This window comes from Spirosoma endbachense (genome assembly GCF_010233585.1).
GTDB lineage: Bacteria > Bacteroidota > Bacteroidia > Cytophagales > Spirosomataceae > Spirosoma > Spirosoma endbachense.
In genome coordinates, this window is sequence record NZ_CP045997.1 from 6,261,783 (window position 1) to 6,277,726 (window position 15,944).

Sequence of the window (15,944 nt, forward strand, 5' to 3'; positions counted from 1 at the left end):
ATCGATGGAAGCACTGCTGGAAGAAGTTCAACGCGTGGGTTATGTTAACAAACCCGTTGCGGACGATATAGATTTAGTAGCCGAAATTAATCGGTTGAAAAAAGAGAAAAATGCTGTCATACTGGCGCATTATTACGTAGATGGGGCCATTCAGGATCTCGCCGATTATATTGGCGATAGCCTTGGACTATCGCAACAGGCAGCTGCTACCCCCGCCGATATGATTGTGTTCTGTGGTGTGCATTTTATGGGCGAAACCGCAAAAGTGCTGTCTCCCCAAAAGAAAGTTGTCATCCCTGATCTCAACGCGGGTTGTTCACTTGCTGACTCCGCCCCCGCCGACAAGTTTGCTGCTTTCAAAGCGCAGTATCCCGACCATATCGTTCTGTCATACATCAATTGCTCGGCCGAAATCAAGGCGTTGTCCGACATTATTGTTACCTCATCGAATGCGCTAAAAATTGTCGAAAGTCTACCCAAAGACCAAAAGATTATCTTCGCGCCCGATGCCAACCTTGGCCGCTTCGTTTCGAAAAAAACGGGTCGCGATATGGTACTGTGGGATGGTGCCTGCATTGTGCACATCGACATTTCGCTCGAAAAGCTCCAGAAACTCCGCCAGGAATACCCCGAAGCGAAGTTCATTGCTCACCCAGAATGTCAGGAACACATTCTGAGCCAGGCCGACTACGTTGGTTCGACAACGGCTCTGTTAAAGTATGTAGTAGATAGCCCCGAGCAGACGTTCATTGTGGGAACGGAAGCGGGTATTCTGCACAAGATGAAGCAGGCTGTCCCGCACAAAAAAATCATTCCAGCCCCGGCCAGTCAGAACAATACCTGTGCCTGCTCAGAGTGTCCCTACATGAAAATGAATACACTGGAGAAAGTCTATAATGCTATGGTTTACGAACAGCCTGAAATCATTGTTCCGGAAGATGTACGGTTGAAAGCGTATGAATCGGTAGCGCGGATGCTGGAGTTGAGTAAGTGATAACAAACAAACTATACACAAGTCGTACAGCCTCGTAATTAGGAATCACCGAAGTGAAGTACTAAAGGCGTGAATGCTGCTTTGTGTTGGGTATTAAACTAAAATCTCAGCCAGCGAGATGCTTAATGAGCTTTAACCTAGAAATAGCCACAGGTAGGGTCATCTATGTTAAGCGATTGACTAAAAAACACATTGAATGTCGGCAAAAAAACGCCGACTTGCTCTGATTATTCTGACACCAATGCCCCATCAATTCGATTTTCTGGTTATTGGCTCCGGTATCGCGGGCCTGAGTTACGCCACCAAGCTGGCGATGCACTTTGAAGCCCAACAGCAGGCTGTGCGCATTGGCGTTATTACCAAAGTACAGGCCGACGAAACCAATACGAAATACGCGCAGGGCGGTATTGCAGCCGTATGGTCAGAAGCCGACTCCTTTGAGAAGCACATTGACGACACGATGGTTGCCGGTGATTTTCTGAGCGACCGGCATATTGTTGAAATTGTTGTTCGTGAAGCGCCGGGGCGCATTCAGGAATTGATCAGTTACGGCACTCGCTTCGATAAAGAACACGGTGGTAACGATTACGATCTTGCTAAAGAAGGTGGCCATTCCGACTTCCGGATTCTGCATTTCAAAGACATTACTGGGGCCGAAATAGAGCGCGCTTTGCTTGAAAAGGCTAATTCGCTGAAATCCATCGAGATTTTTACCCACTTCTACGCCGTTGAGCTTATTACTCGTCACCAGCTTGGCGAAACGGTTCATCGCTATGACACCGATAATAAGTGTTTTGGTGCTTATGTGCTAAACACACGAACGGGTGAAGTGGAGCAGTTTTTGGCGAAAACAACCTTATTGGCGACGGGTGGCATTGGCAACATCTACCAAAATACGACCAATCCAAATATTGCTACGGGCGATGGTATTGCCATGGCTTACCGCGCAAAAGGCATTGGCAAGGACATGGAGTTCATTCAGTTCCACCCAACGGCCCTGTATGAACCTGGCAAAAAGCCAAACTTCCTCGTTTCTGAAGCCGTACGGGGTTTCGGGGGTGTATTGCGTACGCGCAAAGGTGAGACTTTCATGGAGAATTACGACCCACGCCTGTCGCTGGCCCCGCGCGACATTGTGGCTCGTGCCATTGACTCTGAAATGAAAAAGGCCGGTGATCCACACGTTTATCTGGACGTGACCCACTGTGACTACGAGAAATTTATCGAACATTTTCCAAACATTACAGCCTATTGTCGCGACCATCTGGGCCTTGATCTGCGGAAAGATTATATTCCGGTTGTTCCCGCACAACACTATCTCTGTGGGGGCATTCGGGTCAATGAATGGGGCCAGACAAACATCCAGTTCCTGTATGCCGTTGGTGAGTGTTCCTGCACGGGCCTGCATGGAGCCAATCGATTGGCATCAAATTCATTGCTCGAAGCAGTTGTGTTTGGCCACCGGGCTTATCAAAAAACCACCGAATTGTTTGGACAGGCCGTCCTACCCGATAACATTCCAGACTGGAATGATGCTGGCACAACGCACCAGGAAGAACTGGTTTTGGTCACTGAAATGAAGAAAGAACTGGAATCAATTATGTCCAACTATGTCGGCATTGTACGCTCAAACCGGCGATTAAAACGGGCAATGGATAGACTTGAGCTGATTTATCTGGAACATGAAGAACTATATCGGCAATCGAAAGTTTCTGTTCCTATTTGCGAACTACGTAACATGATTGAGGTTGCTTATCTGGTGATTAAAATGGCGATGGCCCGGCGTGAAAACCGGGGTCTGCATTTTAATCTTGATAACCTGAAGTGACGGGCAGGGGCACCTCCATTTCAGTAGCCGTACACGCTTTATCTTTGCCTTGGTTCAGGAGTAGCCAGATGCTGTTTACTCACTGGTGCTGAGACTCTATTCAAGATAAAAGGCAGAAAAAAGTAGGCCTATTTACACGAATAAGTAAAGTGTTTAATAGCAGTAAAAGCTGTTCAAGACTGTTTAAACAGCTACTCAGGTATTTCTATACAGTATCAACATGCTTGCCCTACGACAGTCCAATCTATTGAATATCAATAGTATAATATTATTCCGTCAGCATGGACGAACGTTGTCTGGTTCAAAAAATTGTTTGACAATGCCAAGGTAAATCCTTTTCTTTGCGCAGTTTTTCAACCCCAAAGGACTACTAAAATGTCAGAAATTGCACAAAAGGTCAAGAATATCATTGTCGAGAAACTGGGTGTAGAAGAGTCGGAGGTGACGCCTGAGGCCAGCTTCACGAACGACCTGGGCGCGGACTCCCTCGACACGGTTGAGCTGATCATGGAATTTGAGAAAGAATTCAACATTTCTATCCCAGACGATCAGGCCGAAAATATCGGTACGGTTGGTCAGGCTATTACCTACCTGGAAGAAAACGCCGGTAAATAATCCCCGAGGCATAGCGACAAACGCTTTCCTCATCTAATTACCCCCGCAGTTAAACTGTATGACGTTAAAACGAGTAGTCGTAACGGGTTTAGGCGCACTTACGCCGATTGGTAATGATGTACCGACCTATTGGAACAACTTATCAGCCGGCGTAAGCGGTGCCGGCCCGATCACGAAATTTGATGCCTCCAAATTTCGCACGCAGTTCGCTTGTGAAGTAAAAGGGCTCGATGTCACGCAGTTCATCCCTCGGCAGGATGCCCGCAAAATGGATGCGTTTACCCATTATGCACTCATCGCTACCGACGAGGCCATCCGGGATTCCGGAATGGACCTCGAAAAAATTGATCGAAACAAAGTTGGTGTCATCTGGGGGTCGGGTATAGGCGGTCTGAAGTCATTCGAAGACGAAATGATCGACTATGCGAAAGGCGATGGCACTCCCCGCATCAATCCATTCTTTATCGTTCGCATGATCGCCGACAGCGCGTCGGGCCAGATTTCCATGCGTTACGGTTTCCGTGGTCCTAATTACGTTACTGTTTCGGCCTGCGCTTCAACGAACAACGGCATTATCGATGCTTTCAATTATATTCGGTTAGGCCGGATGATTATGTGCGTTGTCGGTGGCTCTGAAGCCGCCGTTACCAGAGCAGGTATTGGTGGTTTCAATGCAAATCGTGCTCTTTCGGAACGAAACAGTTCTCCCGAAACGGCATCAAGACCTTATGATAAAGATCGTGATGGTTTTGTACTGGGCGAAGGGGCTGGCTCACTCATTCTGGAGGAATACGAGCACGCGAAAGCAAGAGGAGCCAAAATCTATGCCGAACTGATCGGTGGTGGTATGTCGTCCGACGCTTATCACATCACAGCTCCCCATCCAGAAGGACTCGGTGCCTATCTGGCCATGAAAGATGCACTCGACGATGCGGGTATTGCGCCAACGGAGATTGATTATATCAATACGCATGGTACATCGACCCCTGTTGGTGATCCGCAGGAACTGAAAGCGATTCATCAATTGTTTGGTGATCATTCGTTTAAGATAAATATCAGCTCCACCAAGTCTATGACGGGCCATTTGCTGGGGGCGGCTGGAGCCGTTGAAGCGATTGCCAGTATTAAGGCTTTGGAGCATCAGCTTGTACCGCCTACCATTAACTTGTTTAATGTGGACGAGGAGATAGACTCTCGTTTCAATCTGACACCGCTAAAAGCCCAGACACGTTCACTGACCACCGTGATGAGTAATGCGTTCGGTTTTGGCGGTCATAATGCCATCGTTATTTTTCGTAAACTAAGTTGAGTCGTGCAACTCGCGCTGCCCCGTAGTTTGTTCAATCCGTTCGACTGGTTCCGGTCAAGCGACGCTAACCCCCGTAAAAATTTGCGGAGGTCGATCGCTCATATCATTGGGGAACGTCCGTCAAACATAGGCCTTTACCAACTGGCATTACGGCATACCTCGGCTTCGAAGGCGACAGCGATTGAGGGCTTTCGTGAATCCAATGAACGGTTAGAATACCTGGGTGATGCCGTTTTAGGGATGGTTATTGCGGAGTTCCTGTTCAAAAAATATCCCTACAAAGACGAAGGCTTCTTAACCGAGATTCGCTCACGAATTGTTAATCGCGAAACGCTGAACGGAATTTCACGAAAGATAGGCCTCGATCACCTGATCGAGTACGACGGTAGCCGAACTCGGAGCCTTCCTGCCCGTACATCCATGTACGGTGACGCGCTGGAAGCGTTGGTTGGCGCCGTCTATCTGGACAAAGGCTTTCGGTTTTCCCGCCGGTTTATTCTGAAAGAATTGCTTTCTCATTACGACATCGATTCGGTCGTTCAGAATAATGTAAACTTTAAAAGCCGCCTGATCGAGTGGGCGCAACGGGCGGGCAAAGAAATCCGTTTCGAAATTTTGTCCGAAAAAGGCAATAGCCATTTTCGCGAATTCATTGCGCAGGTCACAATCGATGAAGAGCAATTTGCTACTGGTAGCGGCTACAGCAAAAAGAAAGCTGAGCAGGCAGCCGCCGAGAAAGCCCTTGAGCTTTTAGACGCTAAATAAGTCACCGTTCTTCCCCATTATCCGTAGAATCTTAACCGCACTAGCCTAGTCGTCTTATCTGTAATTCATTTGCTCCCAAAGCAAATTACGGCTTCATCCCGCGTCATTTTGTCAACTTCAAGCCTATAAAAAGTCAGAATAATGACATTATGGCCGTTATTATTGAGGAGCTATTGGCGTGGCACAAAGTTTGAAAAATAACGTAGCATAACTGTTAACTTATTTTCTAACACAAAACCCAACAAATAGTCATGAATCCGTTAATGCGCACGAACAACAACCTACCGTCGTTGATCGAGAACTTTTTCGGTCGCGACGTGAACGACTTTTTCAATGCGAATACCGCGTCGGTAAGCAACGTTCCAGCAGTAAATGTAGTTGAGCATCAGGACGGCTTCCGTATTGAAGTGGCAGCTCCTGGTTTGAAAAAAGACGATTTCAAACTGAACCTGAACCACAACAACCTGACCATTTCGGGTTATCAGGAAACAAAAAAGGAGGAGTCTGAGACACCTAATGAGAAGTACACGCGTCGGGAATTTAGCTATTCCTCTTTCCAAAGGACATTTACGCTCCCAACGTCGGTAGATGCAGACAATATTCAGGCGTCATACACAGATGGTGTACTTAAAATTGAGATTCCCAAACGTGAGGAGGCAAAAGTAAAGCCACCCCGCCAGATAGAAATTGGTGGTTAATCGGCGGTTTACTTATATAGACGGCAAAAGCCCGTGAGGGAGGTTCTCATGGGCTTTTCATTGCCTAAAGCCCACCCTAACAAAGCGTTGTTAAAATATGTTAAGGAGGATAAACTCCGGATTTTTCGCTACTAAGTTTCCGTTATATCGACAAGTAGAAGTAAATTAGTACACGTCTTACACATAAGGACAGCAATTTTAGATTTTCCCAAATTAATCATGAAAAGCAACTGGAAACTATTGGCGTTGATGGCACTCTTATCGAGTGTAGTCACGCTGGCTGCTTATAACCTTTTGGGGTTCAATAAGCGGGACGTAATTTTCAATGAATCGTCACCAACACCGACGATTACGGGGAGGTTAGCCGCATTGACAGGTAACGGCCCAACGGCCACACCCGGCGACTTCTCCACCGCAGCCGAAGCCGTAACACCAATGGTTGTTCACATTCGCACAACCATGACCAGAACCGTTCGCCAACAACAGGTACCTGATATTTTCCGGGATTTCTTCGGCGATGATTTTGGTGGAAACCAGCGCCCGCGCCGTCAGCAAGGTCAGGCTTCAGGTTCGGGTGTTATCATCAGCAAAGATGGCTATATCGTAACCAACAACCACGTTGTTCAGGATGCTGACGAAGTGGAAGTAATTATGACTGATAAACGTAGCTTTAAAGCTAAAGTTATCGGCACCGACCCACTGACAGACTTAGCCGTTATTAAGGTAGAAGCGAATAACCTGCCTGCTATTACGCTTGGCGACTCCGATGCGCTGAAACTGGGCGAATGGGTATTAGCTGTTGGTTATCCACTCGATCTCGAATCGACCGTTACAGCTGGTATTGTTAGCGCTAAAGGCCGTGGTATTGGTATTCTGAATCAGAATGCCCGGCAAAACGACCCAAAAGCCGATACGCCAATCGAAGCCTTTATTCAAACGGATGCGGCCATCAACCCTGGTAATTCGGGCGGTGCACTGGTAAACCTTCGTGGAGAGCTGGTTGGCATTAACTCGGCGATTGCCTCGGCAACGGGTTATTACAGTGGCTATGGCTTTGCCGTTCCTGTATCGCTCGTGAAAAAAGTATCGGCCGATCTGCTGAAATATGGTAACGTACAACGCGGTTATCTGGGTATTATCCCTATCGAACTGAACAGTACGGTTGCCAAAGAAAAAGGTGCTAAAATTGGCCGTGGTATCTACGTGGAAAGCGTAGTTGATAATGGTGCTGCCAAAACAGCTGGTCTGGAGAAAGGTGATGTAATCGTGAAGATGGAAGGGCAATCTCTTGATTCAGACGCTCAAATGCGTGAAATCATTGGTCGTCGTCGTCCGGGCGATATTCTGAACGTTACTATTAACCGCGATGGTACCGAACGTGATGTTAAGATTGAACTTCGTAACCGGAATGGTGGCCGCGATGTCATCAAGAAAGCTGAAGTTTCAACGGCAAATGCTGCTCTTAGTTCATTAGGTGCCGACTTTGAAGAGCTTAGTGCTCAGGATGCCAAGCAATTAGGCGTTGCAGGTGGTGTACGTGTAAAGAAAATTGTGGATGGAAAATTGGCTGAAACCGATGTTGAAGAAGGTTTCATCATCGTAAAGGCCAATAGCAAAAACGTCAAAACGACGAAAGATCTGCAAGCTATTCTATCCTCTGTAAAAGAAGGAGAAGGCCTGATGCTGATTGGTATATATCCCAACAGTTCGCGGATGTACTACTACGCTGTCCCCATCTAATACCGAATAATTAGTTATAATGAAGAAAGGCCATCCTCAACAGGATGGCCTTTCTTCATTATAACCAGGTCAATTATAGTCTTGAGCCTATTCGTAATAGTTCAGTACCTGATGACCGCTCTGCGCAAGCAACTGATCACGACGGAACAAGTCAATATCAGCCGTCATCATATCTTTGACAAGTGCTGGCAGATCATATTTTGGTGTCCAGCCTAGCTGAGTCATTGCCTTGGTTGGATCGCCAAGAAGCAGGTCAACTTCTGTTGGGCGGAAATAACGGGGGTCAACGGCAACTACTTCTTTGCCGACTTCAACAGGAAAATCTGCATTTGATGAGCTAACGACTACTGCCGTTTCAGATGCGCCCTCTCCTTTGAATTCAAGCTCTACACCGATTTCAGCAAATGACATGCGTACGAAATCCCGGATACGGGTTGTAACGCCAGTGGCAATAACGAAATCTTCCGGTTTTTCCTGTTGAAGGATCAGGTACATAGCCTCAACGTAATCTTTAGCATGGCCCCAATCGCGCTGCGCGTCCAGATTACCCAGATAAACTTTATCCTGAAGTCCCAGGCCAATACGGGCTACAGCGCGTGTAATTTTGCGCGTCACGAACGTTTCGCCACGGAGGGGCGATTCGTGATTGAATAAAATACCATTGCAGGCATACATATTATAAGCCTCGCGGTAGTTTACTGTAATCCAGTAACCATATTGCTTGGCCACGGCATAAGGCGAACGTGGGTAGAATGGTGTTGTTTCAGATTGCGCATGGCCCTGAACGCCACCATATAATTCTGAAGTCGACGCCTGATAGATACGGGTTTTCTCCGTCAGACCTAATAAACGAACAGCTTCCAGAATCCGGAGCGTTCCGATCCCATCTACCTGTGCTGTATATTCAGGCTCCTCAAAACTTACCTGCACGTGCGACATAGCACCCAGGTTATAAATTTCGTCGGGCTGTACTTCCTGAATGATCCGGATGATATTGGTAGAATCGGACAGATCACCATAATGCAGTTTGAAGCGTACGTTTTTTTCGTGCGGATCCTCATACATGTGGTCGATCCGCTGTGTGTTGAACAGCGAACTCCGGCGCTTGATGCCGTGTACCTCATATCCCTTAGCTAAGAGTAATTCGGTCAAATAGGCTCCATCTTGTCCGGTTATACCGGTTATTAATGCTTTTTTCATAGTTCGTTACACGGAGAAAAATTGCCGTCTGAATTGTACAAAACTCACCAAAGCTACATCAAAACACCTAAAACATATAAATTATTTTATTGACAGGCTACGCCGAACATCTATTTTATCTGGTTGCAGCTGGGCTGATGGCAATAATTGACGAATTGATGAGTAGTATCGTTCCGCATCAATATGGCGCATAAAGTCTCCTACTTTAAGTTTATAAGTTGGCTGATTGTAACTCAAATATGGGCTAAGTTCGGGAAAATTTTGATAAATCAGTAACTTAGCTGCTTCTACTTCCTGTCGTTGATTTCCTACATATACCTGAATACGATAACCGGCGGCATAGCGCACAGCACGATTTTTAACGGCAATTGTATCCATTACTGCATCCAGCTTACGGTTCACGTGCAACGCTTCTACGGGAGCAGGTGGCTTAACCGGCTCATTCTTACGAGGAGCAGTGGTCGTTACTGGAGATGGTGCAGATGTAGTTGGCCGGGTTGTCGTTGATGGTCGGTTAGTAGTGGTCGAATTATAGACTGGTCGCGACGACGATAGATCTTCGTCGTAGCTATTATAGTCTACAGACGATTTGGTTGACACCGTCGGTCGGTTTGCCGCACAACTTGTCAAAATCAGAAAAGCGATCACCGAAACTCCACTCAGTCCGAAACGCATAGGCATAGCTTAATTAGACAACAAAAATAGTTAAGTATCGTACAGATAAACCTTATTTCGTCTTAAAACCCTAAACTATTAAATTGAACGGGTTTATTGGACGCAAAAAGGCCGTTTCCGGCCCTTCCCTCCTACCTGACCATCGTTCAGAAAAACCTCCATTTCCTCTTGAGCAAATTTTCTGAATTTTCAATATCTGCCAAATTCAGTAGTAGCATAGGCCTTCAAAAGTGCCTGGCTCTGAACCCTTTCGCCTAGATCTTGATCTGCGTGAAACTACATTCAGAGGGTACGAAAAACAGTGTTTTTTTTGAGTTCCACACCGTATTGAAAGCGAGCAACAGCTCGCACATGTGATCTTGCATCGTTACGGTTAGCCGTGCGGTCAAATTTGGTTAAAAATTGACCGCCTATATCAAGATAAAGCACCACCCTTTTCACCATATGGCGTTTACGATCGGAGTGGTTTCGCTCCGTAACTCGATGGTACAAGGCTCTTTCCTTGCACTATCGAATTACGAAAAATTAATAATCAGCCGATAGCCTTTGCTGGGATGCTGGGCGTACTAGTAAGGAACGATCAGTTTCTAAGTCTCTTCAACTAGCTGTCTACATGAAAATTTCTGGCTCTTTTCTTTTCCTGCTACTTATCTTATCCTTGACAGGTATGGCTACGGATGGCCACCAAGCCAAGCCAGGTGTCAAAGCGGTGATAGACGGCGTTGTCACCCGTTTGTATAAAACCTACCAACCCCAACAACTCGATACAATTCAACAGAATTTTGTATTGTCAGTCTTGACCAATCAGGAGAAAATGGTATTGGCGACCCAATACTGGACGTTCCGGGCAAATGTTCCGGTTATCGTTTCGCTAATGCGGGATCAGGCACAGAAAGTCCTTCCGTTCTGGCTGAAAGACAGTGGATTCCGTAAGACTGGGCTGGTCGTCAAAAATGAAGAGTACACCTATGAAGTATGGCAAAAGCCCTATGATGCGGGCGTGGTATCGCTAGGAATTAATGGCTTTGATAAACATCGTCCCGTCTATTTCATTAGTGTGAAGCCGCAGCAGGCCGGCGCTCCTTTACACATTACGCCTATTTTTCCGGCTCATCAAACACTTACCAAGTTTCAACCAGGTGCCTATACTTACCACGACTGGAGCGATTTGACACTGAACGAAGTACCCGAATCCTTACGGGGGCAGACCTTGTTTCAGACGATTCGGGGTAGAGCCCGGGAGGCCCATTTAGTCGGGGCTTTCCGCCGAACCAAATTTCCGGCAACTACCCAGCCCGATCAGCTTTTGCTTACCTGGAGTGGTAACCCCGCCAACACCCAGGACATTCAATGGCGAACGGCCGCTTCCGTACCGAATGGGGTTGTCAAATACTGGCAGAAGGGCAGCCCAGACACGTTGGTCAAAGCGGCCGTTCGTTATACAATGGAAGATCGGCTGTTGGAAAATGATCGATACGTACATCGATTTACGACCAAGTTAACGGGACTAAAGTCCGGCCAGACCTATGACTATCAGGTAGGTTCGACCAAAGGCCGTTGGTCTGCCGTGGCCTCCTTCCAAACCCAATCCAACACCAGGGAAGGCTTTTCGTTTATCTGGTTCGGCGATACGCACAAATCTCCTGTTTGGGGAACGCTTGCCCAACAAACACTGACCCGGCATCCCAACATCGCTTTTTACTCGATAGCTGGCGATTTAGTCAGCACAGGGTTGCATCGCGATGAATGGGATGAATTATGGCAGTATTCGGGAACTGTTTTCCAATCTAAACCGCTGTTGCCTATTCCGGGCAACCATGACAGTCAGGATGGTTTAGGCGCCTGGATGTATCAGCAAATGTTCAGTTTACCCCACAATGGCCCCAGGCACGCCGAGGTACCAGACGAACAAACCTATGCGTTTACCTATAAAAATGCCTTGTTTCTCTTCATCGATGCGACTGCCCCTATTGACGCACAAACCGCATGGATTAAGCAGCAACTCGCTCAATCGAAAGCCGATTGGAAGTTTATGTTTTTCCATTTTCCGCCTTACACGTTTGAAGAAGATTACGCCGATATCCGGAAAGCCTGGGGGCCACTGATCGACCGATACCACGTGGATATGGTCATGAGTGGTCACGTGCATTATTATATGCGCTCCAAACCCACCTATAACGGAAAAAGTGTGGCCAGTGCTGCCCAGGGCACGATCTATACTATCTCCATAGGCATACCCAGCGAGCATGAAATCTGGCCGGATGAAGCGTATGCTGCCCTGCGTTACAAAACCGGCCCCTTTTACCAATTAATGGATATTCAAGGGAAAAAACTGACGTATACAGTCTACAATAAAGACGGACAAATTAAAGACGAATTGGTACTGACGAAATAAGGAAAGGCTGACTCTACTAAACGGGGATGGTTTGCAGAGGGAAGGCATTATTGTCGAAGCAGTTTTTCTTTCGGCCTATTCCCATTTGATTGTCAAGTTAGCAACGTATAACTTGTCATATCCGATTGAACGCGCTCCCTTGGTGACTACTCAATTGGGGTTCTAACCAGTATAAATTTTCCTCAATTACTGATTAGTCCGCAAAATGTACGTAAAACACTACTTTAATTTTAATATCATCTACTTTATCAGCTGGAGGCTGGTACTCTGGTCACTCTTTACGGGCCTTATTGCCCTGATCTCGTACGAATATCTGGATTGGAAATGGGTAGCTGTTCCCTGGTTGCCTGTTTCGCTCATTGGTACTGCGGTTGCATTTTATGTGGGATTTAAGAACAATCAGTCTTATGATCGCAGTTGGGAAGCCCGGAAAATATGGGGTGGGATCACTAATAGTAGCCGCTCGTTTGGGGCATCGTGTCGAGCCTTCATTACCCTGGAGCAAGCTTCGGAAACGATTACCCAAAACGAAGTGAACGCCGAAGTGAAGACGTTAATATACCGGCATTTAGCCTGGCTCTTTGCCTTAAAACACGCCATGTGGCAACGCACCGTTTGGGAGCATCAGCAGATAGATAGTATTCGGCAGCGTAACTATTTCAATAAACGCATCAACTTTTTCTCCTTTGATGAGGAAGCGGCCAGTTGTCTCAGCAGCGAGGAGATGACCTGGATAACTACCAAACAAAACAAGGCAACCCAACTGCTTGATCGGCAATCTCAGCATTTAACAGCCCTTAAACATCGGGGCTTACTGACTGATTTTCGGCACATTGCCTTACAGAACATTATCAACGAACTCTATACCGAACAAGGCCGAAGTGAACGGATAAAAAACTCGCCTTTACCCCGTCAATACGCCACCTCAAGCGCCATCTTTATCCTGATTTTCACATTTCTGCTCCCATTTGGGATGCTGAAGGAGTTTGAATCGAATGGCCCGGAGCTGATCTGGTTACTGCTCCCGTTTAACCTGGTGGTATCGTGGGTGTTTTCGTTAATGGAATACACGGGTGATTACAGCGAAAACCCCTTTGAAGGATTGATAAACGACGTACCAATACAAAGCATAGTTCGTACTATAGAAATTGATCTGAAAGATATGCTGGGTGAATCTGATCTACCTGAACGGATAAAACCAGTAGAAAATGTATTGTTTTAAAAAAGGTCGAGTAATAATTGGTGACAGACTTTACATCTGACATGTAAACATCTCGGCCTAATAGCAAGTAAATGAGTGCTTTAGCCTACGAAAGTGAGGGGTACAATTTTGACCACATGAGTAGTACCCCATTCACCTCGTTTATCAACCAACTTCTGTTCATCTTATGAAGTGATTGGTTAGCCAGGAAGCCTCCACAGCCTGATCTGAGAGTGGCTTAATTATCTTGATAACTGTGCCGTCAAAACCACCAATCTCTTCTATTTCGTTGCAGAGAAAGGCCCTCTCCATTGTTTAACTGTTAGCGTTGGATTCATGTCATCTAAAACGCCTACCCAAAACTGAGTGCCGCCAGGCAACACTCGAATAAGTACGTGACCTTCGGTACTTCGATATGTAGCTTTTAGCCAGAACCCGAGATAGTTTTGGCTTTCAGGCAGCAGATGCAACGCAAAAGCTTCACGCTTGCGGCCCAGTGCGGGTGAACCCAGGCGATGCATGACTTCCTGCCCAGGCTGGTCGGAACACCACGATTGCTGGATCACAATGGCTGGATTTAGTGATTGTAGAAACGTTTCATTGCTCGCATCTCGATTTCCATGATGGTTTAGCGTCATAGCATCTACAGGGCCAACGACACGCGCCATTGGGGTTTCGGTGTCGAACCACAGCGGCAGTCCATACCCCCGAAGTCCAGTATTATCAGCGCCGGTAAAATAGTCGAACGGACCGTAGCTAATTTTAAAGGCCAGGCACAGCGGATTTTCGTTAAATTTGCCCTGCTTGTTCACTACCGAATCGGCAGTAAAGTGTATAAATGTTTTCGTGTCGGCTCCTGCCCAGATTGTTCCGTTGGCCTTTACATTCTGCACCCGAAACGTGGGAAAGTCGGCCGGTCGCTGCCGCAGGACAAGCTGACTATTGCTGCCCGCCAGCATCATTTCGGCCTTGGCCCCCTGCCTGACTTTAGCCTCCACAAACGCTACGTAGTTAAGAAATGTACTGCCGTCTTCTGTGTAATACTTCCGTAAATCGACCGGGAAATTATACGCTGGATAGCCTCGGTCTATGATCGTTTTAATCGGCACTAAATCACCGACTTCCGTAATGCCGGTACGCTGAAAAGGCTGACCCGCAGCGGGTTTTGATCGTTCGGTTAAGTCACCGTAATGATCAGCGTGAAAGTGAGAAATCACCAGGTAATCAAGTTCTGGCGATCGTCCGCCAGGCATTGCCTGCCTGATGTATTCGGCAATCCACTTGCCGGCCGTTTTCGAATCATTGGGCCGCGCAGGAGCAACTTTTAACGGAGCATTTTTTCGCAGAAAAGCGGTTGCGTTGAGATCACCCGCGTCCAGCAGCATTGTGGTTCCATCAGGAAAAATAAAGAACGTACTGTTACCCCGTCCCGTATTGATATGGTGAATATCCATATAGCCCGATTGCCAGCGTAACGACGTATCAGCCGATGCCTGCGCCAACACTTGTTGAACGTAACACAGAAAGGCAAAGGCAAAAAAACTGATTTTCATATAGATGCTTGAGCGATTCATCGGTAGTCAATACACTACGCTATCACAGGTTATCGTCTACCGATGAAGTCCTTTTTTACGTAAATACTCGATCAATTCTTTAGGGCGGTCGGTTTGAATCATCGTAGCTCCGTGGGTAATCAGCCAGCCCCAACCTGCCTCGGCTTTGCCTTCTTCCTGGCTGAGTTCGTCGTCATGACCGCCATTCTGATCAGCCCACAAACTATTGAACCAGATGCGTGAACCGCTTTGCGGGACGGTCCGGTACAGCGAATGGTCGAGCGTACTGTCCGTGCGGAAGATAAGTTCATAGGCTACGGGCTTCAGTTTATCTTCATACGTTCTGATTTTGGCATTGGCATCCGGCCGGTCGAGGTGGACAATGGGCATGTACGCGAGTTTCCCGCCGAGCAAGTCGCCATTTTCGGCTTTGGCTTCGTCGTACGATTTGCTCGATTTGATAATCGCGTGGTCGATTGTGCCAGTCTTAACCAGTATTTGGTACGCATCTTTATAATAGTCGTAGCCTTTGTCGATGTTGATCATGACTCTGCCTTTGGCCAGTTGCATGCACTTCTCGAAAGTTGGAATCCGTTGCCGCGTGGGACCGCCGTGTTCATTTTTTAGTGTCAGTTTCTGCAATTCCTCCCAGGTATAGTCTTCTGGTTTACCATGCCCTGATGTCGTCCGGTCGATAGTCGTGTCGTGCATCAGAATCAGTACGCCATCTTTTGTTTTTTTGAGGTCGATTTCGACGACATCAACGCCCATTCTGATGGCATTTTCAATAGCAAGAACCGAGTTTTCGGGCGCTCCGCGCCAGTCGCCCCGATGCGCTACAACCAACACCTGTTTGCTGGTCGGATTGTGTAATTCACGAATGATTGTATCCACCGAGCCCGATTGAGCCCATGTTGAGACTGAGATCAGAATGGTTGAAATGAAGAGTAATGAACGACGCATAAATGTAC

At 47.1% G+C, this 15,944-nt stretch carries 13 protein-coding genes; 9 read left to right on the forward strand and 4 right to left on the reverse strand.

The annotated features are described in order from the left end of the window. The first annotated feature begins 4 nt into the window (after positions 1 to 4). From nadA to GJR95_RS25520, 7 genes are all read left to right on the forward strand, one after another. Positions 5 to 994 carry a quinolinate synthase NadA gene (gene nadA / locus GJR95_RS25490; protein WP_162391854.1) on the forward strand — a complete coding sequence of 330 codons (990 nt, stop codon included), beginning with the start codon at positions 5 to 7 and terminating at the stop codon, positions 992 to 994. Positions 995 to 1,235: 241 nt separating this feature from the next. Continuing rightward, on the forward strand, positions 1,236 to 2,822 hold the full coding sequence (nadB, locus tag GJR95_RS25495) for an L-aspartate oxidase (protein WP_162391855.1): 1,587 nt from the start codon (positions 1,236 to 1,238) through the stop codon (positions 2,820 to 2,822). Between the two features lie 375 nt (positions 2,823 to 3,197). Then, complete coding sequence (locus GJR95_RS25500; protein WP_009284998.1) at positions 3,198 to 3,437, forward strand: acyl carrier protein; 240 nt, start codon at positions 3,198 to 3,200, stop codon at positions 3,435 to 3,437. Positions 3,438 to 3,495: 58 nt separating this feature from the next. Then, positions 3,496 to 4,746 (forward strand): beta-ketoacyl-ACP synthase II, encoded by a 1,251-nt coding sequence (gene fabF / locus GJR95_RS25505; RefSeq protein ID WP_162388548.1) that lies wholly within the window; start codon positions 3,496 to 3,498, stop codon positions 4,744 to 4,746. 3 nt (positions 4,747 to 4,749) lie between these two features. Next, positions 4,750 to 5,511, forward strand: a complete 762-nt coding sequence (gene rnc / locus GJR95_RS25510) for a ribonuclease III (RefSeq protein ID WP_162388549.1) — start codon at positions 4,750 to 4,752, stop codon at positions 5,509 to 5,511. Positions 5,512 to 5,762: 251 nt separating this feature from the next. Beyond that, positions 5,763 to 6,209 (forward strand): Hsp20/alpha crystallin family protein, encoded by a 447-nt coding sequence (locus GJR95_RS25515; RefSeq protein WP_162388550.1) that lies wholly within the window; start codon positions 5,763 to 5,765, stop codon positions 6,207 to 6,209. Between the two features lie 219 nt (positions 6,210 to 6,428). Then, positions 6,429 to 7,949 (forward strand): Do family serine endopeptidase, encoded by a 1,521-nt coding sequence (locus tag GJR95_RS25520; RefSeq protein ID WP_162388551.1) that lies wholly within the window; start codon positions 6,429 to 6,431, stop codon positions 7,947 to 7,949. Positions 7,950 to 8,036: 87 nt separating this feature from the next. Here the strand turns inward: GJR95_RS25520 and gmd are convergent, their stop codons facing one another. Both gmd and GJR95_RS25530 read right to left on the reverse strand, forming a co-directional pair. Further along, positions 8,037 to 9,149 carry a GDP-mannose 4,6-dehydratase gene (gmd, locus tag GJR95_RS25525; protein WP_162388552.1) on the reverse strand — a complete coding sequence of 371 codons (1,113 nt, stop codon included), beginning with the start codon at positions 9,147 to 9,149 and terminating at the stop codon, positions 8,037 to 8,039. An 81-nt stretch (positions 9,150 to 9,230) separates the two neighbouring features. Further along, entirely contained in the window at positions 9,231 to 9,830 is a 600-nt protein-coding gene (locus tag GJR95_RS25530; protein ID WP_317167018.1) for an SPOR domain-containing protein, read from the reverse strand. Positions 9,831 to 10,437: 607 nt separating this feature from the next. Between GJR95_RS25530 and GJR95_RS25535 the strand changes: the two genes are divergently transcribed. Beyond that, a complete protein-coding gene (locus GJR95_RS25535; protein ID WP_162388553.1) occupies positions 10,438 to 12,219 on the forward strand; it encodes a purple acid phosphatase family protein in 1,782 nt (593 codons plus the stop codon). A 205-nt stretch (positions 12,220 to 12,424) separates the two neighbouring features. Further along, a complete protein-coding gene (locus tag GJR95_RS25540; protein ID WP_162388554.1) occupies positions 12,425 to 13,441 on the forward strand; it encodes a bestrophin family protein in 1,017 nt (338 codons plus the stop codon). A 260-nt stretch (positions 13,442 to 13,701) separates the two neighbouring features. Here GJR95_RS25540 and GJR95_RS25545 read toward each other — a convergent pair whose 3' ends face one another. Both GJR95_RS25545 and GJR95_RS25550 read right to left on the reverse strand, forming a co-directional pair. Beyond that, positions 13,702 to 14,973 (reverse strand): ComEC/Rec2 family competence protein, encoded by a 1,272-nt coding sequence (locus GJR95_RS25545; RefSeq protein WP_162388555.1) that lies wholly within the window; start codon positions 14,971 to 14,973, stop codon positions 13,702 to 13,704. Positions 14,974 to 15,030: 57 nt separating this feature from the next. Further along, positions 15,031 to 15,936: a glycerophosphodiester phosphodiesterase family protein gene (locus tag GJR95_RS25550; protein ID WP_162388556.1), complete on the reverse strand. Its 906-nt coding sequence runs from the start codon at positions 15,934 to 15,936 to the stop codon at positions 15,031 to 15,033. Positions 15,937 to 15,944 lie beyond the last annotated feature (8 nt).

Excerpts from the sequence above, each read along its gene's own strand:
- fabF (WP_162388548.1), top strand. The coding sequence starts at position 3,496 with ATGACGTTAAAACGAGTAGTCGTAACGGGTTTAGGCGCACTTACGCCG.
- nadA (WP_162391854.1), top strand. The coding sequence starts at position 5 with ATGGAAGCACTGCTGGAAGAAGTTCAACGCGTGGGTTATGTTAACAAA.
- GJR95_RS25550 (WP_162388556.1), bottom strand. The coding sequence starts at position 15,936 with ATGCGTCGTTCATTACTCTTCATTTCAACCATTCTGATCTCAGTCTCA.
- GJR95_RS25515 (WP_162388550.1), top strand. The coding sequence starts at position 5,763 with ATGAATCCGTTAATGCGCACGAACAACAACCTACCGTCGTTGATCGAG.
- GJR95_RS25540 (WP_162388554.1), top strand. The coding sequence starts at position 12,425 with ATGTACGTAAAACACTACTTTAATTTTAATATCATCTACTTTATCAGC.
- GJR95_RS25535 (WP_162388553.1), top strand. The coding sequence starts at position 10,438 with ATGAAAATTTCTGGCTCTTTTCTTTTCCTGCTACTTATCTTATCCTTG.
- GJR95_RS25545 (WP_162388555.1), bottom strand. The coding sequence starts at position 14,973 with ATGAAAATCAGTTTTTTTGCCTTTGCCTTTCTGTGTTACGTTCAACAA.
- GJR95_RS25520 (WP_162388551.1), top strand. The coding sequence starts at position 6,429 with ATGAAAAGCAACTGGAAACTATTGGCGTTGATGGCACTCTTATCGAGT.
- nadB (WP_162391855.1), top strand. The coding sequence starts at position 1,236 with ATGCCCCATCAATTCGATTTTCTGGTTATTGGCTCCGGTATCGCGGGC.
- GJR95_RS25500 (WP_009284998.1), top strand. The coding sequence starts at position 3,198 with ATGTCAGAAATTGCACAAAAGGTCAAGAATATCATTGTCGAGAAACTG.
- gmd (WP_162388552.1), bottom strand. The coding sequence starts at position 9,149 with ATGAAAAAAGCATTAATAACCGGTATAACCGGACAAGATGGAGCCTAT.
- GJR95_RS25530 (WP_317167018.1), bottom strand. The coding sequence starts at position 9,830 with ATGCCTATGCGTTTCGGACTGAGTGGAGTTTCGGTGATCGCTTTTCTG.